General features: G+C 68.5%; 19 protein-coding genes. 9 read left to right on the forward strand and 10 right to left on the reverse strand.

The features are described from left to right. Nucleotides 1–6 precede the first annotated feature (6 nt). The 6 genes from AC1DGI_RS08725 to AC1DGI_RS08750 all read left to right on the forward strand — a co-directional run bounded on the left by AC1DGI_RS08725 (nucleotide 7) and on the right by AC1DGI_RS08750 (nucleotide 6,662). On the forward strand, nucleotides 7–3,018 hold the full coding sequence (locus AC1DGI_RS08725; protein WP_476898486.1) for a bifunctional [glutamine synthetase] adenylyltransferase/[glutamine synthetase]-adenylyl-L-tyrosine phosphorylase: 3,012 nt from the start codon (nucleotides 7–9) through the stop codon (nucleotides 3,016–3,018). Nucleotides 3,019–3,206: 188 nt separating this feature from the next. Further along, nucleotides 3,207–4,646: an amino acid ABC transporter substrate-binding protein/permease gene (locus tag AC1DGI_RS08730; protein ID WP_441401490.1), complete on the forward strand. Its 1,440-nt coding sequence runs from the start codon at nucleotides 3,207–3,209 to the stop codon at nucleotides 4,644–4,646. Further along, complete coding sequence (locus AC1DGI_RS08735; protein WP_476898487.1) at nucleotides 4,643–5,392, forward strand: amino acid ABC transporter ATP-binding protein; 750 nt, start codon at nucleotides 4,643–4,645, stop codon at nucleotides 5,390–5,392. Before AC1DGI_RS08730 ends, AC1DGI_RS08735 begins: the two co-directional genes overlap by 4 nt. A 25-nt stretch (nucleotides 5,393–5,417) precedes the next feature. Then, entirely contained in the window at nucleotides 5,418–5,933 is a 516-nt protein-coding gene (locus AC1DGI_RS08740; protein ID WP_441401484.1) for a GNAT family N-acetyltransferase, read from the forward strand. Nucleotides 5,934–6,051: 118 nt separating this feature from the next. Beyond that, nucleotides 6,052–6,357: a hypothetical protein gene (locus AC1DGI_RS08745; protein WP_476898488.1), complete on the forward strand. Its 306-nt coding sequence runs from the start codon at nucleotides 6,052–6,054 to the stop codon at nucleotides 6,355–6,357. 104 nt (nucleotides 6,358–6,461) lie between these two features. Continuing rightward, nucleotides 6,462–6,662 carry an AsnC family protein gene (locus tag AC1DGI_RS08750; RefSeq protein WP_476898489.1) on the forward strand — a complete coding sequence of 67 codons (201 nt, stop codon included), beginning with the start codon at nucleotides 6,462–6,464 and terminating at the stop codon, nucleotides 6,660–6,662. 111 nt (nucleotides 6,663–6,773) lie between these two features. Here the strand turns inward: AC1DGI_RS08750 and glnA are convergent, their stop codons facing one another. Continuing rightward, nucleotides 6,774–8,198 carry a type I glutamate--ammonia ligase gene (glnA, locus tag AC1DGI_RS08755; protein WP_476898490.1) on the reverse strand — a complete coding sequence of 475 codons (1,425 nt, stop codon included), beginning with the start codon at nucleotides 8,196–8,198 and terminating at the stop codon, nucleotides 6,774–6,776. A gap of 298 nt (nucleotides 8,199–8,496) precedes the next feature. On the opposite strand from glnA, the gene AC1DGI_RS08760 reads away from it, so the two are divergent. Further along, a complete protein-coding gene (locus AC1DGI_RS08760) occupies nucleotides 8,497–8,934 on the forward strand; it encodes an RDD family protein (RefSeq protein ID WP_476898491.1) in 438 nt (145 codons plus the stop codon). Between the two features lie 577 nt (nucleotides 8,935–9,511). On the opposite strand, the gene AC1DGI_RS08765 is transcribed toward AC1DGI_RS08760, so the two are convergent. The 4 genes from AC1DGI_RS08765 to lipB form a co-directional block, all read right to left on the reverse strand. After that, nucleotides 9,512–9,874 (reverse strand): DUF3817 domain-containing protein, encoded by a 363-nt coding sequence (locus AC1DGI_RS08765; RefSeq protein WP_476898492.1) that lies wholly within the window; start codon nucleotides 9,872–9,874, stop codon nucleotides 9,512–9,514. Nucleotides 9,875–10,034: 160 nt separating this feature from the next. Beyond that, on the reverse strand, nucleotides 10,035–10,811 hold the full coding sequence (locus tag AC1DGI_RS08770) for a DUF4191 domain-containing protein (RefSeq protein ID WP_476898493.1): 777 nt from the start codon (nucleotides 10,809–10,811) through the stop codon (nucleotides 10,035–10,037). Between the two features lie 90 nt (nucleotides 10,812–10,901). Then, nucleotides 10,902–11,909, reverse strand: a complete 1,008-nt coding sequence (lipA, locus tag AC1DGI_RS08775) for a lipoyl synthase (RefSeq protein WP_476898494.1) — start codon at nucleotides 11,907–11,909, stop codon at nucleotides 10,902–10,904. Further along, a complete protein-coding gene (gene lipB, locus AC1DGI_RS08780; protein ID WP_476898495.1) occupies nucleotides 11,906–12,574 on the reverse strand; it encodes a lipoyl(octanoyl) transferase LipB in 669 nt (222 codons plus the stop codon). Before lipB ends, lipA begins: the two co-directional genes overlap by 4 nt. Nucleotides 12,575–12,681: 107 nt before the next feature. On the opposite strand from lipB, the gene AC1DGI_RS08785 reads away from it, so the two are divergent. Continuing rightward, nucleotides 12,682–14,397 carry a serine/threonine-protein kinase gene (locus tag AC1DGI_RS08785; protein ID WP_476898496.1) on the forward strand — a complete coding sequence of 572 codons (1,716 nt, stop codon included), beginning with the start codon at nucleotides 12,682–12,684 and terminating at the stop codon, nucleotides 14,395–14,397. Here the strand turns inward: AC1DGI_RS08785 and AC1DGI_RS08790 are convergent. Further along, nucleotides 14,394–15,287, reverse strand: coding sequence for a TIGR01777 family oxidoreductase (locus AC1DGI_RS08790; RefSeq protein WP_476898497.1), 894 nt, complete (start codon nucleotides 15,285–15,287; stop codon nucleotides 14,394–14,396). The genes AC1DGI_RS08785 and AC1DGI_RS08790 overlap by 4 nt on opposite strands. A 74-nt stretch (nucleotides 15,288–15,361) precedes the next feature. Between AC1DGI_RS08790 and AC1DGI_RS08795 the strand changes: the two genes are divergently transcribed. Then, nucleotides 15,362–19,006: a S41 family peptidase gene (locus AC1DGI_RS08795; RefSeq protein ID WP_476898498.1), complete on the forward strand. Its 3,645-nt coding sequence runs from the start codon at nucleotides 15,362–15,364 to the stop codon at nucleotides 19,004–19,006. A 73-nt stretch (nucleotides 19,007–19,079) separates the two neighbouring features. Here AC1DGI_RS08795 and AC1DGI_RS08800 read toward each other — a convergent pair whose 3' ends face one another. From AC1DGI_RS08800 to lpdA, 4 genes are all read right to left on the reverse strand, one after another. Then, on the reverse strand, nucleotides 19,080–19,508 hold the full coding sequence (locus AC1DGI_RS08800) for an OsmC family protein (protein WP_476898499.1): 429 nt from the start codon (nucleotides 19,506–19,508) through the stop codon (nucleotides 19,080–19,082). Between the two features lie 130 nt (nucleotides 19,509–19,638). Continuing rightward, nucleotides 19,639–20,007, reverse strand: a complete 369-nt coding sequence (locus AC1DGI_RS08805; RefSeq protein WP_476898500.1) for a hypothetical protein — start codon at nucleotides 20,005–20,007, stop codon at nucleotides 19,639–19,641. Nucleotides 20,008–20,107: 100 nt separating this feature from the next. Continuing rightward, a complete protein-coding gene (gene sucB / locus AC1DGI_RS08810; RefSeq protein WP_476898501.1) occupies nucleotides 20,108–21,844 on the reverse strand; it encodes a 2-oxoglutarate dehydrogenase, E2 component, dihydrolipoamide succinyltransferase in 1,737 nt (578 codons plus the stop codon). A gap of 114 nt (nucleotides 21,845–21,958) precedes the next feature. Next, a complete protein-coding gene (lpdA, locus tag AC1DGI_RS08815; protein ID WP_476898502.1) occupies nucleotides 21,959–23,344 on the reverse strand; it encodes a dihydrolipoyl dehydrogenase in 1,386 nt (461 codons plus the stop codon). Nucleotides 23,345–23,504: the final 160 nt, after the last annotated feature.

A 23,504-nucleotide genomic window follows, 5' to 3' on the forward strand; every position in this document is an offset into this window, starting at 1 on the left:
GCCGCGGTGAGCCTGGCGCGGCGCCTCATCGCCGCCGGTTTCAACGACCTCGAGAAGGGCGAACGGTTCCTGGCCGCCCCGGAACTCGAGGGCCTGGACCAGGACGCCCTGTTCGCCGGGCTACAGCTGGCGGCCAACCCGGACACGGCGCTCCAGTCACTGGTCCGGCTGATCGAGAAACACCCGGACCTACGGCGGCTTGCGGCCGCGGACCCGGACCGCAGCGAGCCGCTCTACCGGGTGCTCGGGGCGTCCGAAGCCCTCGGCGAGTTCCTCATCCGGCACCCCGAACACCTGGAAGCCTTCCAGGCCAAGGCGAGCCCGGAACCCCGGCCCGCGGACGCCGACGCGCTGCGCACCCGGCTCCTGCACGCCGTCCGGGCCGACCCCAAAGCCGACCGCCCGGTCGCGGGCCTGACCGGCCAGGAGGGCTACGTCGCCCTGCGCACGGCCTACCGGCGCGGCCTGGTGGAGCTGGCCGTCAAGGACCTCTGCGCCGCCGATCCGCTGGACTTCATGCCCTCCGTCGGGGCCGAACTGGCGGACCTGGCCGGCGCCGCGATCGAGGCAGCCCTGGCCGTGTCCCGGGCCGAGGCGGCGGCGCAGTTCGGCGCCGGCGACGTGGCCGACGTCGGACTGGCCGTGATCGGGATGGGCAAGTGCGGCGCCCGCGAGCTGAACTACATCTCCGACGTCGACGTCATCTACGTGATCGACGCCGGCAGGCTGGAAGACTCCCGGGCGAACAGCATCGGGACCGCCCTGGCCTCGGGCATTTCGCGGGCCATCACGTCCACCAGCCGGGAGCCCGGGTTGTGGGAGGTGGACGCCAACCTCCGGCCGGAGGGCAAGTCCGGGCCGCTGGTCCGCACCCTGGCCTCGCATGAGAGCTACTACGCGCGCTGGGCCGAGAGCTGGGAATTCCAGGCCCTGCTTAAGGCGCGCACCATCGCCGGCGACGCCGGGCTCGGCGCCCGCTACGAGGCGGCCGTCGCGCCGCTGATCTGGTCTTCCGCCGGCCGCGAGGGGTTCGTCGAGTCGGTCCGGTCTATGCGCCGCCGGGTCACGGACCACATCCCTGCCGAAGAGGAACAGCGGCAGATCAAACTGGGCCGCGGCGGCTTGCGCGACGTCGAATTCACCGTCCAGCTGCTCCAGTTGGTGCACGGCAAAGCGGACGAGAGCCTGCGCTGCCGGGACACGACCTCGGCCATCGCTGCGCTCTCGGCCGGGGGCTACATTGGACGGTCCGACGCCAAGGAATTCGACCGCGACTACCGCTACCTCCGGCTGCTCGAACACCGGATCCAGCTGTTCCAGCTGCGCCGCACGCACCTCATGCCGGTCAAGGAAGCCTCGCTGCGCTCCCTCGCCAAGGCGGTGCTGGGCCCGTTCTCGAACGAGCGCCCGCATCCCGATGCGCTGCTCGCGGCGTGGCGGAAGACCAAGAGGTCCGTGCGGGAGCTGCATGAGCGCATCTTCTACCGGCCGCTGCTGAACACCGCGGCCGCGCTGAGCAGCGAGGACGCCAGGCTCACCCCGGAAGCCGCCCAGGGCCGGCTCGCCGCGCTCGGTTACCTCGACCCGCCCGGCGCCATGCGCCACATTGAGGCGCTCACCGGCGGGGTCAGCCGCCGCGCCGCGCTGCAGCGGCAGCTGCTGCCGATTCTCCTCGGCTGGCTCGCCGAGGGCGTGGACCCCGACGGCGGCCTGTTGGCCTTCCGGCGGGTCAGCGAGGCGCTCGGCACCACGCACTGGTACCTTGGCCTGCTCCGGGATTCGACGGCGGCTGCCGAGCGGCTGTGCCATGTGCTCTCCAATTCGCGGCTGATCTCGGATCTGCTGGAAGTCTCGCCCGAGTCCGTCGCGTGGCTGGGCTCGGACAAGGATCTGCTCCCGCTCAGCTATGAGGCGCAGTGGCTGGAGATCACCTCCAAGATGTCCCGCCACGCGGACCCCGAAAACGCGATGCGCCTCATCCGGCTGATCCGTCGCCGCGAGATCCTGCGGATCGCCATCGCGGACAGCGCCGGGCTGCTGGACCAGGACCAGGTGGGGGAGGCGCTGGCCGATACCGACCGCGCCGCCGTGCTCGGCGCGCTCCGGGTCGCCGAGACGGTGGTCACCGCGCGGGAGCCGCTGAAGACCCATGTGCTGGTGGTGGCGATGGGGCGCCAGGGCGGCCGGGAGATCGGCTACGGATCCGACGCCGACGTGATCTATGTGCACCGCGGCCTGCCGGGCGTTCCGGAGGACGAGGCGCAGCAGCAGGCAGCGCGGATCGTCGGGAAGCTCTCCAGCCTGCTGACCCAGCCGCTCAGGCCCGCGATCCTCGCCGAGCGTGTCCTCGCGGTGGATGCGGACCTGCGGCCGGAAGGCAAGAACGGGCCGATGGTGCGGTCCCTCGAGTCCTACGCCGAGTACTACCGGCGCTGGTCCCTCGTCTGGGAGGCCCAGGCGCTGCTGCGGGCCCGGCCGATGGCCGGCGACGACCAGCTCGCCGCCGATTTCGTGGCCTTGATCAATCCCATCCGGTACCCGGACAGGCTGTCCGACCACGACGTCCGCGAGGTCAGGCGGGTCAAGGCCCGGGTGGAGGCCGAGCGGCTGCCCCGCGGCGCGGACCCGGCCCGGCACCTGAAACTGGGCCGCGGCGGCCTGAGCGACGTCGAATGGCTCGCCCAGTTGCTGCAGTTGCGGCACGCCGGGCGGCACCCGGAGCTACGGACCACCTCCACCGTGGAGGCCCTCGAGGCGGCTGCCAGCCTGGAGCTGCTGGAGGCCGGGGAGGTGGTGCTGTTGTTGCGGGCCTGGCGGCTGGCGAGCCGGATCCGTTCGGCCAACGTGATCTGGACCGGCCGGGCCTCGGACCTGCTGCCGTCCTCACGACGCGACCTTGAGGCGGTGGCCCGCTGGTGCGGCTACGGGCACGGAAATGCCGCCGCGCTGGAGGAGGACTACCTGCGGCTCAGCCGCCGGGCACGTGCCGTTTTTGAGCGCGTCTTTTACGGCCAATAGGCGGCTGTGCAGGCCGTGTCCGCTACCGGCGTACAAATGCGGGTAACCTCGAGGGGTACTTTGCCGGTCCTGGGGACCGGTTGTCGCACTTACCTAGGGGTTGTTTGAACTTGCCCAGACTCCAGCAGACCGGGGCCGCCAGGCCGCGGTGGGTCACGGTCATCGGAGCGTTGCTGGCCTTTGCCGCCATGCTCTTCGGTGCCGTAGGCGCCGCCGCGGCGCCGACGGACGCACCGTCGGTCACCGCCGGTTCAGCGCATCCGGCCGCCGCGCCGTCGAGCCTTTCCGGAAAGACCTTTGTCATCGGGACGGACACCACGTTCGCCCCGTTCGAGTTCCGCGACGCGGGCGGTGAACTGACCGGCATCGATATGGACATCATCCGGGAGATCGCCAAGAAGCAGGGATTCGCCGTCGAGATCAAGTCGCTCGGCTTCAACGCGGCCCTGCAGGCGCTCTCGTCCAACCAAGTGGATGGCGTGATCGCCGGCATGTCCATCACGGAGCCCCGCAAGCAGATCTACGACTTCTCCGACCCCTACTTCGAGTCGGGCGTCCAGATGGCAGTCGCAAAGGCCAACTCGGACATCAAGAGCTACGGTGACCTGAAGGGTAAGACCGTCACGGCCAAGACCGGCAGCGAGGGCGAAACGTTCGCGAAGTCGATAGCCGATAAGTACGGCTTCACGGTCAAGTCACTGGACCAGTCCGCCACCATGTACGAGCTCGTAAAGTCCGGGAACGCCGTCGCCGTCTTCGATGACTACCCGGTGCTGGCCTACGGCATCAGCCAGAACAACGGCCTCAAGGCCGTGACCGGGAAGGAAAAGGGCGGCTCCTACGGATTCGCCGTCAACAAGGGCAGGAACCCGGAACTGCTGCAGGCGTTCAACACCGGACTGGCGGACCTGAAGTCCAGCGGCAAGTACCAGGAGATCCTGGACAAGTACCTCAAAGACCCGACGCAGGCCACCCCGACCAGTTTCTGGGACCTGCTGGTCAACAGCTTCCCCGCCCTCATGAAGGGCCTGGGCAACACCGTCCTGGTCACCGCGATTTCCTTCGCCGTGGCCATGCTGATCGGCCTGCTGATGGGCTTCCTGAAGATCTCCACGAACGTTGTCCTGCGCGGGATCGCCACCACCTTCGTCAGCGTCTTCCGCGGCACGCCGCTGCTGGTCTGGGCGTTCTTCTTCTACTTCGGCATCCCGCAGCTGACCGGCCAGCCGATCAACATCTGGGTGGCCGGCGTGCTGACGCTCAGCCTCAACTCCGGCGCCTACATCACCGAGATCGTCCGGGGCTCCATCCAGTCCGTGGACCCGGGCCAGCTCGAAGCCAGCCGCAGCCTGGGCCTTGGCTACGCGAAGTCCATGCAAAAGGTCGTGGTCCCGCAGGCGTTCAAGATCATGACGCCCTCCCTGATCAACCAGCTGATCATCATGCTCAAGGACAGCTCGCTTCTGCTCGCCATCGGCTTCGCCGAACTGCTTTACCAGGGCCAGCAGATCTACGCCGGGAACTTCCGGATTACCGAAACCCTGCTGATCGTCGCTGTCCTGTACTTCGTGGTCATCATGCTGCTGACCAAGCTGGCCAACGTTGCGGATAAGAGGTTCAACAAATGAGCGCTGCAGTCACTGCACCCAGCAAGATCTCCGTCCGGGAGCTGACCAAGTCCTTCGGCACCAACAACGTCCTCAAGGGCATCAACGCCGAGGTCGCCGAGGGCGAGGTGGTCTGCGTGATCGGGCCGTCCGGCTCCGGCAAGTCCACCTTCCTGCGTTGCCTGAACAAGCTGGAGGACATCACCGGGGGCCACGTCACGGTGGACGGCTTCGACGTGACCGACCCCAAGGTGGACATCAACGAGGTCCGCCGGCATATCGGCATGGTCTTCCAGCACTTCAACCTGTTCCCGCACATGTCCGTGATCGAGAACATCATGCTGGCACCGGTCGAATCGGGGAAGCAGGGCAAGGCTGAAGCCCGGGCTGGCGCCCTGAAGCTGCTGGAACGCGTCGGACTCGCCGAGAAGGCCGATGCCCGGCCGGCGTCGCTCTCCGGCGGCCAGAAGCAGCGCGTTGCCATTGCCCGGGCACTGGCGATGAACCCGGACATCATGCTCTTCGACGAGGCCACGTCGGCGCTGGACCCGGAAATGGTGGGCGAGGTGCTGCAGGTCATCAAGGACCTGGCGCGGGAAGGCATGACGATGGTGCTGGTCACCCACGAGATGGGCTTCGCCCGTGAAGTGGCGGACCGGGTCCTGTTCATGGCCGACGGCGTCATCTGCGAACAGGGTGCGCCGGAGGACCTGTTCGGCAACCCGCAGCAGCCCCGGACCCGGGAGTTCCTCTCCAAGGTCCTCTGAGCGGTCGATTGGATAGGTTTCAGTCATGTCCCAACACGTGTGGTTGATCGCCTTGAAAAACCTCGACGACGACGCCCGGGCGATCAAGCTGGGCGAGGTTGCCGGGCTGGAGCTTGGCGAGGGGCAGCAGCAGTTTGTCGGCGACCCGTTGCGGACGATGCTGGTGGGCCTCGAGGAGGACACCCGCTTTCCATACGTCCTCGATTCGGACGGCGCGGCCGTCGGCGTCGCGACCCTGCAGGCCGGCGCTGCCCGCGCCGCCGGCTGGGCCGATGACGACTCGGTTTGGCTGCTCCGCGGCTTCCTCGTGGACCGGCGGCGGCAGGGCAGGGGTTTCGGCGCCGCCGGCGCGGCCGGGGCCGTGCGGGAGGCTGCCCGGCTGACGGCCGCGCTGGGCGGGGACCAGCGCGGCGTCGTCCTGTCCGTCAATGAGGCCAACCCGGCCGGGCAGGCCGCCTACCGCAAGGCCGGCTTCGAAGACCGCGGGCAATACCTCGGCGGCGACGCCGGCCCGCAACGGATCATGTACCGGGGGTTCTGAACCGGCCCTCCGGGGCTGCCACAGCGCATCGCGGCGCGGCGCCAGGGCACTTCGTCCGGGGCGTCGCGTCGCTGCCGGGCACGCCCGGCAGGTCCGCTGTACGCTTGCGAAGGACATCGTGAAAATTGGGGGAATTGTGGAGTTCAAGCGTGCAGCCGGAGTCTTCGTGGCCGGTATTTCGTTATTGTTCGGGGGCCCGCTCCTGAGCTATGTCGCGGTCTTGTTTTTGACCTGGTCGGCTTCGAGGGGAGACGGCGGCATGGTGGCCGTGTTCATGGGTGTGGTGTTCGTCGGGGGTGTGCTCGCCTTGGTGGGGTTCGTTATGTTGATCGTGGCAACCCACAGGGCACTGGCAAAGATTGATGCTCTCCCCGTCCGCACGCAACCTGCGTCAAGGCAGGATCGGTACGCGTCCAATTACTGACCACGCTGCGGTATCCGGCTTTTCCAGCTTGTTCGAGCCGCCCCGTCAACCTTCGTTGACGTCGCTTCCCCCCGTCAACTAATGTTGACGCCAGGAGGTGCGCCATGCAGACGCTGATTGGCTCGATGGACGGCAAGGGGCCGGCGGAGGCGCTTTACGCGGTAGCAGAGTTGCACAAGGAGCTGGCCCGCACGGAAACCGAGGCGGTGCTCCGCGCCCGCCGGGCCGGGCTCTCCTGGGAGGCAATTGCGGTGTGCCTCGGCATTAGCAAGCAGGCCGTCCACAAGAAGTACGGCAAGCGCTGAGGCGGCGACGACAACCTAAAGGCCACCAAGGGAAGACCAGGCGCGGCCGGGCACAACGCAAAGGCCGGCCCGAGGTTTGAAACCTCGGACCGGCCTCTGTGTGCGTGGACTTTAGACGCCGTAGTAGAGCTCGAACTCGTATGGGTTCGGGCGCAGCGACAGCGGGCGGATCTCGTACTCGTACTTGTACTCGATCCAGGTGTCGATCAGGTCCTGGGTGAACACGCCGCCCGCCTGCAGGAACTCGTTGTCCTCGGCGAGGGCTTCCAGGGCTTCCTCGAGCGTGCCCGGGGCCTTGGGGATGTCCTTGGCTTCCTCGGCGGGGAGCTCGTAGAGGTCCTTGTCGATCGGAGCCGGGGGTTCGATGCGGTTGCGGATGCCGTCGATGCCGGCCATCAGCTGGGCGGCGAACGCCAGGTAGGGGTTCGACGACGGGTCCGGAGCGCGGAACTCGATGCGCTTGGCCTTCGGGTTGGAGCCGGTGATCGGGATGYGGATACCGGCGGAGCGGTTGCCCTGCGAGTAGACCATGTTGACCGGAGCTTCGAAGCCCTTGACCAGACGGCGGTAGGAGTTCACCGTCGGGTTGGTGAAGGCCAGGACGGCGGAGGAGTGCTTGAGGAGGCCGCCGATGTACCAGCGGGCGGTGTCCGAGAGGCCGGCGTAGCCCTTCTCGTCGTAGAACAGCGGCTCGCCGCCCGTCCACAGCGACTGGTGGCAGTGCATGCCCGAGCCGTTGTCACCGAAAACGGGCTTCGGCATGAAGGTGACGGACTTGCCCCAGGCGTCGGCGGTGTTCTTGATGACGTACTTGAATTTCTGCAGGTCATCGGCCGCGTGGGTCAGGGTGGTGAACTTGTAGTTGATCTCAGCCTGACCGGCGGAACCGACCTCGTGGTGGCTGCGCTCGACCTCAAGGCCGGCCTCATCCAACGCGATGCACATCGCGTCGCGCAGGTCGGCCTGCTTGTCGGTCGGGGAGACCGGGAAGTAGCCGCCCTTGACCGGAGTCTTGTAGCCGAGGTTTCCGCCCTCTTCTTCGCGGCCGCTGTTCCAGTGTGCTTCCTCGGAGTCGATCTTGTAGAAGCTGCCCTGCGGGGAGGACTGGTACTGCACGTTGTCGAAGACGAAGAACTCGGCCTCGGGGGCAAAGAATGCGGTGTCCGCGATGCCGGTGGAGGCCAGGTAGGCCTCGGCTTTCTCGGCCACGCCGCGGGGGTCGCGGTGGTACGGGTCGCCGGTCCGCGGGTTCACGATGGAGAAATTCAGCGCAAGGGTCTTCTCCAAGCGGAAGGTATCAACGAACGCGGTCGTGACGTCCGGGATGAGCTGCATGTCCGACTCGGCGATGCCCTGGAAGCCGCGGATCGACGAACCGTCGAAGAGCTGGCCGTTGACGAAGAAGTCCGCGTCTACGCTCTTGGCGGGCACGTTGAAGTGCTGCTGGACGCCCGGGAGGTCGGTGAAGCGGATATCGACGAATTTGATGTCTTCGTCTTTGATGAACTTGAGGACTTCGTCCGCAGTCTTGAACATCTATGCTCCTTACGCATATGAAAAGATCTGGCCGTCAGGCCGTGTGGTCCAGCGCAGCCGGACGGCGGGGAAAACGCAACGTCCGCCCCGCGTAGCTCGCCGCTGGCAACTGTTACCACCCTAAGGACATGGGATTTCCCCGCGGTGTCCGCTTTGTTTCGGGCAGGTTACAGAATGCGCTGACGTGTTAAAGCTAGTCGTTGTCCACAGTGTGGCCTATCCGGGTCCGTAACGTGACCAGCGGGAGTCCAAGTGGTGGACAGTCCGGAGCCCTCCCGGGAGCCGATAGGCTTGGAGGGTGGTTGATCGTAAAGACATAGGCTCGTGGCTCACCGGACCGGACACGTCCGGCATCTCTAAGTATCCGGGGGAGCGGTTGGGCCTGCCTGAGTCCGGTACTGACTCGATTGCCCGCGCGGGCCGCCGGATCGTGGCCATCTGCGTTGACTGGGGGATCGCCCTGCTGATCAGCAACTTCGCCTTTGCCGGCAACTCATGGGCCACCCTCGCGGTCTTCGCCGTCGAGCAAGCCCTCCTGGTCGGTACGCTGGGGTACAGCATCGGCCACCGGATCATGGGGATCCACGTCGTCCGGCTCGGCGGCGGCCCGGCGGGCCCGCTCGCGGCCCTGGTCCGCAGCGTGCTGCTCTGCTTGGTGATCCCCGCGGTCATCTTCGACCCCGACCACCGCGGCCTGCACGACAAAGCCATGAACACGGTCCTCGTCCGGATGTAGTGGTCGCCGGCACCGGGTAGGCGTCTCGCCCGCAACTGGGTCCCGACGATGGGATCCGACGATGGGAGGCTGCGGACCTCGCCGAGCCTGCACCAACTGGCTAACGTTGGCGACCTGGCGGAGCACCCGCGCGCCGATTTGCCGATGGTGGCCGCTATGGCGCCCCGCAGAGCGGCCGGTTGTGGCGAATCGCGTCCAGGGTGGTGAATGGCGAGGGGCGGGTCCGCCGGGCGCAGGTGTACTCCGCAACCAGCGGGGCTCAGGGGGTTTTCCCACCCCGTCCCCGTCTTAGACCTATGCCCCTTGCCGCAGGTGGCCGCTGGGTCACCTCTGCGCAGACTGAGAACGCGCCGATTGCCGACGAGGGCCGCCACGGCGCCCCGCAGAGCGGCCGATTCTGCCGAATGGGCCATGGTTCTGACGTGGCAGGGACGCCGCGCCCGCTGTTAACTCAAGCGACCCCGTAGAACGGCGCGCGAAAACCGGGCGTTAAGACGGTAACCGGAATCGGGGAGACGAGGGCGAGGTCGACGCCGGAATTCGTGCTGATTTGGGCGCAGGGCGGACCCCGCGGAGGCTAGACCCCGGCCGTCTCCTCGGCTGGCGTTGATGCGACTTCGCGCGGCTCTTCGTCCAGATAACCGTGCCGTGCCGCCCAATGTTCGAACCAGATTGTGGTGAACGGCAGCACCGCTGAGAGCCCGGCGCGGAGGGCCACCCGGAACGGCCAGCGCTGCTGCCGCCACAGTGCCAGTGCGGCGATGCCATAGCCGATGAAGAACGCACCATGGATCGGGCCGGCGATCTCCACGCCTAGTTCGGTGGTCCGGATGACCCACTTGAGGAACATCCCTACCAGCAGGGCCGCCCAGCTGCAGGCTTCGGCCACGGCGAGGACCCGGAAGATCCTGATTATGGCGGTCTTCGAGGAAAGGTTCATGGGGTCGTCTCCGGTTTCGGTCCTGGCCGCGCAAGGTGGCGCCGTCGTCGTTCAGGTGTTGTCGTGCGGAAGTCGTGCGGGGTAAAAGGAAGCGCCCCGGGTCCCGGCCTGATGCCGGTAAGCGGGGCGCTCCTGGAAAGCTCGTCCTAGTGAAGCCGACCTAGCGGCCCCTGGCAGCCTTGCGGTCCGGGCGGGCCTTATACGGATCAATGCCCTTGGGGATCGGCAGGCGGTTGCCGAGCGAGGAGATGCGCTTGGAGACGGTGTTGACCTCGAGTTTGGTCAATTCGTTCTTCATTTTGCCCATCTTCTTCGCGATCTGGCTGAGCGGCACCTGGCCCTCGCCCCGGCCGCTCTCGATCACGTGGATGGTGACGTTGGGGAGGATCCGGGCGAGGCGCTTGCGTTCGCCGTCGAGCAGCGGCTTGACCCGGTGGCTGGGGCCTTCGCTGACCAGCACGACGCCGGGCCGTCCGACGGCACGGAAGACGGCGTCCTGGGTGCGCGGGTTCACGGCGACCGGCTGGTCTTCGGTGACCCAGCCGCGGCGGAGGGTGCCCAGCGCGGCGCCCGAGGCGCCCGGCTGGTTTTCAATCTGGGCGAACGCCGCCCGCTCGGCGCGGCGGGAGAGGATCAAGGTGGCCGCTAGGACGCCCAGCGGAATGCCGATGATCAGGCCGGTAATCCAGTTGTCCAGCAGGAAGCCGACCAGGAAGCTGACAGCGACGACGCCGAGGAACGCCAGCAGCATGAGCCACTGGGCCATCGGGTCGTGCCGGCGGGTCATCTGGAAGACCTCGCCGATCTGCTTCAGCCGGCTCGGCTTCTTGACCTTGGCCTCCTTGGGCTTGCGGGAGAAGAGGCCACGCTTCGGCTCAACGGCCGAAGAACCGTTGGCTGAAGAATTGGACGTGCTGGAGTCAGAGGATTTCGCCATAGTGCCTTAATTCTACGTGATGCACGGCTCAGGGCCGGACGCCGGATTGCTCCGGCGCCGGCCCTGGGCGGCAATGGTGTGCGGGGTCTTTCAGGAGTGTGCGGCGAGCAGCGAGCTGGCTTCCTGCCGGGTGCTGCCGGAGCTTTCGATGTGCGCGAGCTGGGCGGGGATTTCCCAGCCCTTCTTGCGCATCGCGGTGGCCCAGAGCCGGCCGGCGCGGTAGGAGGAGCGCACCAGCGGCCCGCTCATCACGCCGAGGAACCCGATCTCGTCGGCTTCCTGCTGCAGGTCCACGAATTCCTGCGGCTTGACCCAGCGGTCCACCGGCAGGTGGCGCTCGGACGGGCGCAGGTACTGGGTAATGGTGATCAGGTCACAGCCGGCGTCGTGCAGGTCGCGGAGGGCCTCGGAGATTTCCTCGCGGGTCTCGCCCATGCCCAGGATCAGGTTGGATTTGGTCACCATGCCGAGCTTGCGGCCCTGGGTGATGACATCCAGGGACCGCTCGTAGCGGAACGCGGGACGGATGCGCTTGAAGATCCGCGGGACGGTCTCGACGTTGTGCGCGAACACCTCGGGCTTGGAATCGCAGATCGCCGCGATGTGCTCGGGCTTGCCGGAGAAGTCGGGGATCAGGAGTTCGACGCCGGTGCCGGGGTTCAGTTCGTGGATCTTGCGGACCGTTTCGGCGTAGAGCCAGACGCCCTCGTCGGCGAGGTCGTCGCGGGCAACCCCGGTGACGGTGGCGTAGCGCAGCGCCATGGCCTGGACCGAGCGGGCCACTTTGGTGGGTTCGAACATGTCCACCGGGGAGGGCTTGCCGGTGTCGATCTGGCAGAAGTCGCAGCGGCGGGTGCATTCGGAGCCGCCGATCAGGAAGGTGGCTTCCTTGTCTTCCCAGCATTCGAAGATGTTGGGGCAGCCGGCCTCTTCACAGACGGTGTGGAGGCCTTCCTTCTTGACCAGGTTTTTGAGCTGGACGAACTCCGGGCCCATCTGGACCTTGGCCTTAATCCATTCGGGCTTCCGTTCCACCGGGGTGGCCGCATTTCGCTGCTCAATGCGCAGCATCTTCCGGCCTTCTGGTGCCAGTGTCACAGTAGGGCTCCTTCATGGGTTGCAACTAGGGCTTCTTCATTGTTGCGCAGTTCCTCGATGATCCGCGAAACGAGGTCGGCCGGAGTGACGTCCCGGCCGATCTCCTGTGCGATCGTGGTGACGCCGGCGTCGGCGATGCCGCAGGCAATGATCTGGCCGTAGGGGGCGAGGTCGTTGTTGCAATTGATGGCGAAGCCGTGCATGGTCACGCCCTCGTGGACCCGGATGCCGATGGCGGCAATCTTGCGTGCCGGGCCCTTCTCGTCCTGTTCGAGCCAGACGCCGGCGCGGCCCTTGATCCGAACGGCGTCGATGCCGTAGTCGGCCAGGACGGCGATGATGACGGCTTCGAGCCGCTCGACGTAGTCCCGGATGCCAGCCGGGTTCTTCAACTTGATGATGGGATAGCCCACCAACTGGCCCGGGCCATGCCAGGTCAGCTTGCCGCCGCGGTCCACCGGCACCACGGGGGTGCCGTCGAAGGGGCGTTCATGGTCCTCGGTGCGTTTACCGGCGGTATACACCGAGGAGTGTTCGAGTAGCAGAACGGTGCTGGGTGCGGTCCCGGCGACGACTTTCTCGTGGAGTTCGCGCTGGACGTCCCAGCCGCGGGTGTAGTCGACGAAATCGGGAGCGAGACCCAGCTGGGAGAACTGAAGAGTCATGGCACTCAGCTTAGTCCCCGGCCGTCGCGCCTACTGATTCTGTGGCGAAGCTCTCATGCCTGTGGATAACTTCTGCGGGGATCCCGCGGATCGGCTATTCCTGAGCTATGGATGAATACGAGCTGTCTTCGCGTCCGGATCCCGGACCGGCCCCGGAGGTCTCCGGTTACGACGTCGGGCGGCTGTTGGGCCGCGGCGGCACGGCTGCCGTCTGGCTCGCCACGGACCGGGCGTCGGGTCGGGACGTGGCGCTCAAATGCTTCGCGCCGGCCCGCCCCCGCCGGGCCGTCGCCGGGGACCGGCCGCCGCCCGGGGGCGCCGAGGATGCGGTGCGCCGAGAGGTGCGGATCCTGTCCGCCCTGGACCACGAGCACCTGGTCAAGGCGCAGGCCGTGGTGCGGGTGCGCCACCGGACCGGCGGCGACGGGCTGGGGCTGGTGCTGGACTATGCACCGGGTGGATCGCTGGCGGAGCTGCTGGCGGCCCGCGGCAGCCTGGGCCCGGGTGAGGCGGTCACGGTGCTGACGCCAATAGCGCAGACGCTTGCGTATCTGCACGGGAAGGGCTTTACGCACGGCGACGTGTCACCGGGCAACGTGTTGTTCACCGCCCAGGGCAAACCGTTGCTCGCGGATCTGGGGGTGGCCCGGATGCTGGCGGACCCGCAGGAACTGTCCCGGGCCGGCACGGACGGGTTCCGCGATCCCGCACCGGTGGATGCTGTGCGTACCGGGCTGCAGCCGGAGGGCGACGTCTATGCCGTGGCAGCGGTGGGCTGGTACTGCCTTACCGGCAGGGCGCCGGAGCCGGAGCTACAGCGTCCGCCGCTGCCGCTGCTGGTCCCGGGTGTTCCGCCCGGGTTGGCGGAGGCCCTGGAGGCGGGGCTGCGCAGCGACCGGCGCCTGCGGCCGTCCGCCTCCGAACTGGCCGCCGCCATCTACGGCAGCGCCCCGGCCGCCCCCGTGGATCTCTCGGTGTCGGTGCACCCGACCGTGCTGCCGCAGCTGCTGACCCGGCGGTCGCTTCCCGTGAGTCGGCGGGAACGCCGGGCGGCCCGGCTGCGCGCGTTCCGGGGCCGGGTTCGCCGCCGACAGCGCCTGGGACGCGGTCCCGCGGCCGGGCCGACCGCCGCACGGCACGCATCCCGCCAAGCCCGCCGCCAGGCCGGCTTCCCGCGGGCCGGCTTGAGGTTGGCCGGCGTGAGGAGGGCGGCCGCCGCACTGGTTCTGGCGGCGCTCCTTGCGGTTGCAGGACTCTTCGCGGCGTCGCTGCTGCCCGGACCGGTAACCACGCGGGCGCCTGCGCCGGCCGCTGCGCCGGGCGACGCGCGGGCTGCCCAGACCGACGCCGACGCGGCCGCCGGAGCCGTTCCGGCCGAACTGCAGGAGCTGCTCGCGGCGGCCCGACCGGAAGTTGCCGTTCGCGGCCTCGCCGGCCTCCGCTCCTACGCCCTTGGCAGCGGGCGCCTGGGGCTGCTGGAGCAAGTCACTGTCCCTGCGTCACCTGCCGCCGCCGCCGACGCCGAGGTGGGCGCCCGGTTGGTCGAGTCCGGCCACGTGCTCGACGGCTTTGAGGCCCGGCTCTCGTCGGTCGAGAGCCTGCCGGAGAGCACGGCCGCGCGCGCGGTCGTGACGCTCAGCGTGGCGTCGCCGCCCTATCGGGAACGGGACGGCACGGGGACGGTGGTCGCCGAAGCCCCGGCGGCCGCGGAACAGCGGCTACGCCTGGTGCTGCTGCCGGTGGACGGCAGATGGCGGATCCAGGAAATCCTTCCCGGGCCGCCGGCGGCTGGTGCCGGGCCCACCCGCGCCGCCGGAGGCTAGCCGCGGGCCGCCACCCAGGCCGCGGCCTGGGCCAGCGAGGCGTGCTGCCACCGGAATCCGGCCCCGGCCAGCGCCGCGGGCTCCATCCGCTGGCTGGCCAGCAGCAGTTCATTTGCCAACTGGCCCAGCGCGAGGCGCAGGACCGGCGCCGGCACCCGCAACAAGGCAGGCCGGTGGAGTGCAGCGGCAAGACCGGCAATTAGCGAATTCACGTCCGCGGCCTCGGGCGCGCAGACGTTGACCGGGCCGGAGAGCGGGGCGGTGAGCAGGAACTCGAAGGCGCCGGCGACGTCCGGAAGCGTGATCCACGGCCAGTACTGGCGGCCGTTGCCGAACGGACCGCCCGCGCCCAGGCGCAGCAGCGGCAGCAGCCGGCCGAGGGCACCCCCGCTGCGGCTCAGCACCACGCCGGTGCGGGGGGTAACCACGCGGACCCCGGCCGGCGCCTCGCGCGCCGCGGCTTCCCAGTCCGTGCAGATCCGGGCCAGGATGCCGCTGCCCGCCGGGGCATCCTCGCGCAGCACGGCCGCGCCGGCGTCGCCGTAATAGCCGGAAGCCGACTGGCTCACGAAGACCGGCGGCGGCGAAGCCATCCGGCCCATCGCCGCGGTCAGGGTCCGCGTCGGACCCAGCCGCGACGTGCTGAGCTCATTGATCCGGCGAGCCGTCCAGGGCTGGTCGCCGATCCCGGCGCCGGAAAGGTTGATGACGGCGTCGGCGCCCTTGAGGGCCGCGTCGTCGATGCGTCCCGCGGCGGGATCCCAGCGGAACTCGGCGGCCGAGGCGGGCGGCCGCCGGACCAGGCTCACGACGTCGTGCCCGCTGCCGCGCAGCGTGTTGGACAGGGCGGTTCCGATCAGCCCGGAGGCGCCGGCAACTAGGATTCGCATGATCCATCTCACCATGCCCGGCACGGCAGGGAAACCTCCCCGGCGGCAGGGGCGCTTTTGACTATGATCGTACGATGACCTCTTCGAGCTACCTCCGTTTCCCGCATCTGCACGGCGATCTGGTCACCTTCGTGGCCGAGGATGACGTCTGGATCGCGCCCCTCGGCGGCGGCCGGGCCTGGCGGGTTTCCTCGCTGCAGTTGCCCGCCCGTAACCCCCGTTTCACCCCCGACGGCCAGCGTCTGGTGTGGACCGTCATCCAGGGGACGGCGCCGGAGGTTGTCACCGCCGACGTCAACGGCGGCGGATACCGGCAGCTCAGCTACTTCGGCCACGGCTCCACCAAGGTGAAGGGTTTCACCCCGGGCGGCGACGTGGTGGTCACGAGTGCGTTCCGGCAGGCGGACAGCCGCCTCACGCACGCCTACAGCCTGCCGGTCGCCGGCGGCTGGGCCGCGGAACTGCCGTTCGGACCGGTCGAGTCCGTGGCCTTCGGCACCGTGGTCGGCGACGAGCGCCCGGTGGTCCTGGCCAGCGCGTTGTCCCGCGAACCGGCCTGGTGGAAGCGTTACCGCGGCGGCGCCGCCGGCAAACTGTGGATCGACGCAGACGGCAACGGCGAATTCGAACGGCTCGCGCCGGAACTTGACGGCAACCTCACCGACCCCATGTGGGTCCAGGGCAGGATCGCCTTCCTTTCCGACCATGAGGGCTACGGCAACCTCTACTCCGTGCTGCCCAACGGCACGGATCTGCGCCGCCACACGGACCACGAGGACTTCTACGTCCGGCACGCAGCCACCGACGGCCGCCGCGTGGTCTTTGAATCCGCCGGCGAGCTGTGGCTCCTGCCCGGCCTCGACGCCGACGCCGAGGCCGTCAAGCTGGATATCACGCTGGGGTCCGCCTCGCAGTCCCGGCGCCCGTCCGCGCTGAAGCCCTCCCGCCACCTCGGCGACGTCATCCCCGACCACACCGGGGAATCCAGCGCCGTGGAAGCCCACGGAACCCTGCACTGGTTGCGGCATAAGGACGGCCCCTCACGCATCGTCGAGGCCACTCCGGGAGTCCGCGCCCGGCTGCCGCGCCCCTTCGGCGCCGGCCGAATCGCCTACATCGCAGACCATGAGGGAGCCGAAGCGCTCTACCTGAAGTCCATCGCCGCGCCCGTCACCGGCCACGCCCAGCACGGCCAGGCGGCCGCCCCGGCGCCAGTCACCGCGCCGGAGGCCAGCGAGGCCCCGCAGGGCACCGACGCCCCGGCGTCGCTGCCCAGGCCGGTCTCCGCCGCCGCCCTGACCGGGCAGGGTGCCCCCGCCCCGGCTGCCGTCGTCGCTGCGGATGCGGCCCCCGGCGCGGCCCGGGACGGTGCAACCCAGGACGGTTCAACCCACGGCGACGGAGCCGGCGACGCAGCGCCCGGCGGAGCCACCTCCGCGATGGAGCGTGCCGCGGCCGGCCAGCCGACCCGGATCGACTTCCCCACGCCGAGCCGGGCCAGCGCCATGGAGGCAAGCCCCGACGGCAACTGGATCGCCGTCGGCACTTCCTTCGGCGACATCTACCTAGCGGACACGCGCACCGGCGCCCTCACCCTGCTGAGCAGCATCGGCGAGGGCAGCATCGACGGGTTCAGCTGGTCGCCCGACTCCGCCTGGCTGGGCTGGGCCGAGCCGGTCACTTCCTTCGGCTCCCGCACCCGGCTGCGTCTTGCCGGGATCGCCGCCGCCGGCCAGCAGACGGACACGGAGCAGCAGGACGGCGCGGCACCGCCCGCCATCATCGATGTCACCGACGGCCGCTTCCGGGACGAGTCGCCGGCCTTCACCCCGGACGGCAAATTCCTCGCCTTCCTGTCCAACCGCAGTTTCGACCCGGTCTACGACGGACACTCCTTCGACTTGTCCTTCCCGAGTCCGATCAAGCCCTACCTCGTGGCCCTGGCCGCCGACACGCCGTCGCCGTTCGGGCCGAGCGTCGCGCTCCCGGACGTCCCGGCAGCCGCCGGCGCCGCCGCAGGATCTGACGCCGCAGGATCTGACGCCGCAGGTCAGGGGACCGGCAAGGACAAGGCGGCGGACGCCGCCGGGGTGGTGGTCAGGGTCGACGCCCAGGGGCTCGCGCACCGCGTCATCAACGTCCCCGTCCCGCAGGGCAACTACTCCGGTCTCTCCGCCGCCGACGGCGCCCTGCTCTGGCTCGACCACGAGCTGGCCGGCGTCACGGGAGAGGGCCGGGCCAGCCTGGAAGACAAGAACGCGGCACCGAGCCTGGTCCGGTTTGACCTCGCCAAGCGCCGCAGCACCACGATCGTGGAGGCGCTGGACAGCTACCGGCTCACCGGCGACGGCGAAAAGGTCGTCCTGGTCCAGGACAAGCAGATCCGTGTCGTGCCCACCGCCGCCAAGGCCGACGAAGAGTCCGGCCAGCTGGTAAAGGTGGAGCTGAACCGCATCCGGGTCCAGCTGGATCCGGTCAGCGTCTGGGGCCAGGCCTTCGACGAGGCCTGGCGGCTGCAGCGGGACTTCTTCTGGACCGAGGACATGGCCGGCCAGGACTGGGATTCCGTGCACGCCCGCTACCGGCCGGTCGTGGACCGGCTCGGCTCGCACGACGACCTGGTGGACCTCCTCTGGGAACTCCACGGCGAACTGGGAACTTCCCACGCCTACGTCCGTCCCGCCCTCGTGACGGAGAACGGCAGCAACGGCCAGGGCCGCCTCGGCGCCGACCTCGCCTTCACCGGCGAGGGCTGGGAAATCACCCGGATCCTGGCGGGGGAGTCCTCCGACCCGCTGGCCACCTCGCCGCTGACCCGGCCCGGCGCGGACGCCAGGCCCGGCGACGTCCTGCTGGCCGTCGACGGCGTCGAGCTCTCCGAAGCGCTGACCCCGGCCATGCAGCTGGCTGGCGCCGCCGGCCGCGCCGTCGAGCTCACCCTGCTCAACGGCGCCGGACACGGCCCGCGAGCCGGGGAGCAGCGCCGCGTCGCCGTCGTGCCGGTCAAGGACGAGGAACGGCTGCGCTACCAGGAATGGGTCGCGGGCAACCGGCGCACCGTGCGGGAAGCCTCACAGGGCACCTTCGGATACCTGCACATCCCGGACATGATGGCCAACGGCTGGGCGCAGTTGCACCGCGACCTGGACACCGAGACCTCCCTCGACGGCCTGATCGTGGACGTCCGCCGCAACCGCGGCGGCCACACCTCGCAGCTGGTGGCGGAGCTGATCGGCCGCAAGGTGACCGGGTGGAGCATGCCGCGGGGCGAGCGCCCGAGCACCTACCCGCACCACGCCCCGCGCGGCCCGGTCATCATCCTGACCGACGAATTTGCCGGCTCCGACGGCGACATCATCACCCAGGTCTCCAAGCTGCGTGGCATCGGTCCGGTCATCGGCACCCGGACCTGGGGCGGCGTCGTCGGTATTGACAACCGCTTCGCCCTCGCGGACGGCACGGGCGTCACCCAGCCCCGCTACGCCACCTGGTTCACCGGCGGGGTGGGCTGGGGCGTCGAAAACCACGGCGTCGCTCCCGACATTGAGGTCGTCTTCCCGCCGCACGCCTACGCGGCCGGCACGGACCCGCAGCTGGAGTACGGCATCGGCGCGCTCAAGGAAATGATTCAGGAGCTCCCGACCGACCGGCCGCCGCTTCGTGCGGGCTACCGCAAGGTGCTGCCGGGCCCGCTGCCGGCCCGCCGCACGCAAAACTAGCGCACACAGCAGAAGGCCTCCGCCCCGTAAAATCCGGAGCGGAGGCCTTCGGCGTATCCGGGCGCGCCGACTGCTAGGAGGCCAGGCTGGCGTCCAAGGTGATCTTGATGCCGGTGAGGGCAGCCGAGACGGGGCAACCGGTCTTGGCTTCCTCGGCAATGCGCTGGAACTCATCTTCGGAGATGCCGGGGATCCGGGCGCTGACCGTCAGGTGGCTGCCCGTGATGCCGGTGCCCGGCTCAAAGGTGACGTCGGCCTTGGTATTGACTTCCTCCGGCGTGTGCCCGGCCTGCGCCAGCGCGTGGCTGAAGGCCATCGAGAAACAGGCCGAGTGCGCCGCGGCGATCAGTTCCTCGGGGCTGGTCTTGCCCTCGGCGGCCTCGGCGCGGGCCTTCCAGGTGACGTCAAAATTCCCCAGGCCCGAGCTGTCCAGCGTGGTGTTGCCGGCACCCGTCATCAGGTCGCCGTTCCATACAGTGTGTGCGGTGCGTGTCGTTGCCATGTCCACTCCTCAGCGTCATTGATCAGCGATCCGGCCAGGCGGCGGATCCTGCCGTTCCCCATCCTAGGGTTAACGACGACGGCGGCGCACCCCGCCTGGGTGCGCCGCCGTCGTCGTTCGTGGGGGGAGGCTACTGCCAGAGGGTGGCGATGGCCACGTTGAGCAGCCCCAGGCCGCCGACACCGTGGGCGAGGCCCGTGGAAACCGCTTCGCCCCTCTTGACCTTCCGTGCCCCAATCAGGGCAAGCACGGCCACTGCCAGGCCGACGGCGAACTTGATGCCGAGCTTGAAGTAGTTCGGATCGAACTCGGCCGGGTTCTGGTTGTGCAGGATCGGCAGGATTCCCATCATGGCGATGCCGGTGATCAGCTGCACGAAGGCGCCGTCCCGCTGGCGCGGGTGCACCGTGGGGGCCTTCATGTTGGCGATCCAGATACCAACCACCATGGAGGCGCCGATGATGTGCAGGAAGAGCAGGATGTAGAAAAGTATGGTCATGGGCCTAGTTTAGCGACAAAGTGTCCACAAAGAGTGGAGGGCACCTTCCCTTGCGGGAAGATGCCCTCTGCTCACCCGGCCGGCCGGGTTGCGGGGGAGCCTAGAGGCCCAGGTCCGCTTCGAAGGCGCCTTCTTCGAGGCGTGCCTTCAGCGTCTGCAGGAAGCGTCCCGCGTCGGCGCCGTCCACCAGGCGGTGGTCGTACGTCAGGGAGAGATACATCATGGAGCGGATCGCGATCGAGTCGTCGCCGTTCTCATCGGAGACCACCACGGCGCGCTTGACGATCGCGCCGGTGCCGAGGATGGCCACCTGCGGCTGGTTGATGATGGGGGTGTCGAAGAGTGCGCCCACGGAACCGATGTTGGTGATGCTGAAGGTTCCGCCGGAGAGTTCGTCCGGGCCGATCTTGCCGTTGCGGGTGCGGTCGGCGACGTCGGCGATCTTGCCGGCCAGGCCGGCGAGGTTCAGGTTGCCGGCGTCGGCAACGACCGGAACCAGCAGACCCTTGTCGGTGTCCACCGCAATCGCCAGGTGCTCGGCGTTGTGGTAGGTGATCTCCTGCTTGTCCTCGTCGTAGGAGGCGTTGACCTTCGGGTGCTGCTTCAGGGCCTCGGCGACGGCCTTGGCGATGAAGGGCAGGTAGGTCAGCTTGGAGCCGTTCTGGGCCTGGAAGGAGTTCTTGGCCTTGGCGCGCAGCTTCGCGACCTTGGTCATGTCCACCTCGTGCACCTGGGTCAGCTGGGTGGAGATGTCCAGCGATTCGCGCATGCGGCGCGCGATGACCTGGCGGATCCGCGGGGCCTTCTGCACGGTGCCGCGCAGTGAAGACTGATCTGCTGAGGGACGCGCTGCCGGGGCTGCGGACGCGGCCGGTGCGGGAGCCTGGGCCGGGGCGGCCTTGGCCTCTGCCGCGGCCAGTACGTCCTGCTTGCGGATGCGGCCGCCGACGCCGGTGCCGGTCAGCGAGGCGATATCCACGCCCTGCTGGTTGGCCAGCTTGCGGACCAGCGGGGTGACGTAGCCGGACTCGGCGCCTGCAGCCGGAGCGGCCTGGGCTGCGGGTGCGGCGGGCGCTTCCTGCTTGGGGGCTGCGGCAGGAGCCGGGGCCTCCTGCTTGGGCGCCTCCTGCTTCGGGGCTTCGGGTGCGGGGGCTTCCTGCTTGGGGGCCTCCTGCTTCGGAGCTTCCGGCGCTGGCGCCGGCGCGGCTGCGCCGGAACCGATGACGGCGAGGACGGACCCGACCTCGGCCGTTTCATCCTCGGCGACGCGGATTTCCTGCAGCGTGCCGGCGACCGGAGACGGGATCTCGGTGTCGACCTTGTCGGTCGAAACTTCCAGCAGCGGCTCGTCGACCTCGACGCTGTCACCGATGCTCTTCAGCCAGCGAGTGACGGTGCCCTCGGTGACGCTTTCGCCCAGAGCGGGGAGGGTCACTTCGTGGCCCTCGCCGGCCGGGGCGGCCCCGGCGGCGGGTGCCGGAGCAGCAGCCTCGGCAGCGGGCGCGGGGGTCTCGGCTTCGGGTGCCGGCGCCTCTGCAGCGGACGGCGACTCGGCGGGGGCTTCCTCGGCGGCCGGAGCGGCAGCCCCGGCGGAGCCGGAGCCGTCGCCGATGCGGACCAGGGGCGCGCCGACCTCAGCGGTCTCGTCTTCGGCGACGAGGATTTCCTCGATCACGCCGGCGATCGGAGAAGGGATCTCGGTGTCTACTTTGTCGGTGGAAACTTCGAGCAGGGGCTCGTCCACCTCTACCCGGTCACCTACCTGCTTGAGCCAGCGGGTGACAGTTCCTTCGGTGACGCTCTCACCGAGGGCGGGCAAGTTAACGGATTCAGACATGTCGTCCCCGTTCTCCTTATTGATCTTTAGTGCGGATGATTGCTGCCTTGATCGAGCTTAGTGCACCCGGCTTTTCGGGCCGGGTGCACTACGCGCGGGGTTCTTGCGGTGCTGCTAGCCGTGCAGGGGCTTGCCCGCAAGCGCGAGGTGGGCCTCGCCGAGGGCCTCGTTCTGCGTCGGGTGGGCGTGGACCAGCTGCGCCACGTCCTCCGGGTAGGCTTCCCAGTTCACGATCAACTGGGCCTCGCCGATCTGCTCGCCCATGCGGGCGCCGATCATGTGGACGCCGACGACGGGGCCGTCCTTCTGGCGGACCAGCTTCACCAGGCCGGACGTGCCGAGGATGGAGCTCTTGCCGTTGCCGGCGAGGTTGTATTCCTGGGTCTCGACCTGGTCGTCACCGAACTTGGCCTTGGCAGCCTTCTCGGAGTAACCGACGGTAGCGATTTCCGGCTCGGAGTAGGTGACCTTGGGGATGTTGACGTCCTCGACCACCACCGGCTTCAGGCCGGCGATTTCCTCGGCCACGAAGATGCCCTGCTGGTAGCCGCGGTGCGCCAGCTGGACGCCCGGGACAATGTCGCCGACCGCGTAGATGTTGCCGACGCCGGTGTGCAGGCGCTCGTTGGTGATCACGAAACCGCGGTCAATGGTCAGTCCGGCTTCCTCATAGCCCAGGTTGGCCGTAACCGGTCCGCGGCCGACGGCGACCAGCAGGAGGTCCGCCTCGAAAGTCTTGCCGTCGACGAGGGTGACCTTGACGCCGTCGTCGTTCTGCTCGACGCCCTGGAAGAAGACGCCGGTGGAGAACTTGATGCCGCGCTTCTTGAACGCGCGCTCAAATGCCTTGACGATCGTCGCGTCCTCGTTCGGAACCAGGGACGGGAGGCCTTCGACGATGGTCACGTCGACACCGAACGACTTCCAGACCGAGGCGAACTCGACGCCGATCACGCCGCCGCCGAGGATGATGGCGCTCTTGGGGATGAAGTCCATCGTGAGGGCTTCGTCGGAGGTGATCACCTTGCCGCCGATTTCGAGGCCCGGCAGCGTGCGGGAGTACGAGCCGGTCGCGAGGACGATGTTCTTGCCCTTGTACGCGGTGCCGTTCACGACGACGGTGTCGGTGCCCTGAAGCTTCCCCTCACCCTCGATGACGGTGATGCCCTTCTTGGACTTGAGGAGTCCCTGCAGGCCCTTGAACTTGCCCGCGATGATGCCGTCCTTGTAAGCATTGACGGCGGTGATGTCGATGCTGTCCAGGGTCACGTTGACGCCGTACTTGGCGGAGTCGCGCGCGTGGTCGGCCAGTTCCGCGGAGTGCAGCAGGGCCTTGGTGGGGATGCAGCCGTTATGCAGGCAGGTGCCGCCGAGCTTTCCCTTTTCGATGAGGCCGACGGTAAGGCCGAGCTGGACGGCGCGGAGCGCGGTGGCGTAGCCGCCGCTGCCGCCGCCGAGTACCAGGATGTCGAATTCTTGCGCAGTTGCCTGATCGGCCACTAAAACGCTCCCTCGCGTGAACGATGACACGAGAGTACGCATCATCTGGTCTTGGAACCTGTCTGCCGCGATTATGCGGTCCGGCCGGTTCCCTTTCGTTTGGAATTACTTCTGTTGGGAATTGCTGTGGAACGACTGCTGTGAAGCTCAATGTTTTGAA

This window comes from Arthrobacter sp. 05N428_2, from assembly GCF_056397065.1.

What these genes read in the sequence shown, in the direction of transcription:
- AC1DGI_RS08730 (WP_441401490.1), top strand. Translation starts at nt 3,207, where the DNA reads ATGCTCTTCGGTGCCGTAGGCGCCGCCGCGGCGCCGACGGACGCACCG.
- AC1DGI_RS08735 (WP_476898487.1), top strand. Translation starts at nt 4,643, where the DNA reads ATGAGCGCTGCAGTCACTGCACCCAGCAAGATCTCCGTCCGGGAGCTG.
- AC1DGI_RS08805 (WP_476898500.1), bottom strand. Translation starts at nt 20,007, where the DNA reads ATGACCATACTTTTCTACATCCTGCTCTTCCTGCACATCATCGGCGCC.
- AC1DGI_RS08790 (WP_476898497.1), bottom strand. Translation starts at nt 15,287, where the DNA reads ATGCGAATCCTAGTTGCCGGCGCCTCCGGGCTGATCGGAACCGCCCTG.
- AC1DGI_RS08770 (WP_476898493.1), bottom strand. Translation starts at nt 10,811, where the DNA reads ATGGCGAAATCCTCTGACTCCAGCACGTCCAATTCTTCAGCCAACGGT.
- AC1DGI_RS08800 (WP_476898499.1), bottom strand. Translation starts at nt 19,508, where the DNA reads ATGGCAACGACACGCACCGCACACACTGTATGGAACGGCGACCTGATG.
- AC1DGI_RS08750 (WP_476898489.1), top strand. Translation starts at nt 6,462, where the DNA reads ATGCAGACGCTGATTGGCTCGATGGACGGCAAGGGGCCGGCGGAGGCG.
- AC1DGI_RS08785 (WP_476898496.1), top strand. Translation starts at nt 12,682, where the DNA reads ATGGATGAATACGAGCTGTCTTCGCGTCCGGATCCCGGACCGGCCCCG.
- AC1DGI_RS08740 (WP_441401484.1), top strand. Translation starts at nt 5,418, where the DNA reads ATGTCCCAACACGTGTGGTTGATCGCCTTGAAAAACCTCGACGACGAC.
- lipB (WP_476898495.1), bottom strand. Translation starts at nt 12,574, where the DNA reads ATGACTCTTCAGTTCTCCCAGCTGGGTCTCGCTCCCGATTTCGTCGAC.
- AC1DGI_RS08765 (WP_476898492.1), bottom strand. Translation starts at nt 9,874, where the DNA reads ATGAACCTTTCCTCGAAGACCGCCATAATCAGGATCTTCCGGGTCCTC.
- AC1DGI_RS08795 (WP_476898498.1), top strand. Translation starts at nt 15,362, where the DNA reads ATGACCTCTTCGAGCTACCTCCGTTTCCCGCATCTGCACGGCGATCTG.
- sucB (WP_476898501.1), bottom strand. Translation starts at nt 21,844, where the DNA reads ATGTCTGAATCCGTTAACTTGCCCGCCCTCGGTGAGAGCGTCACCGAA.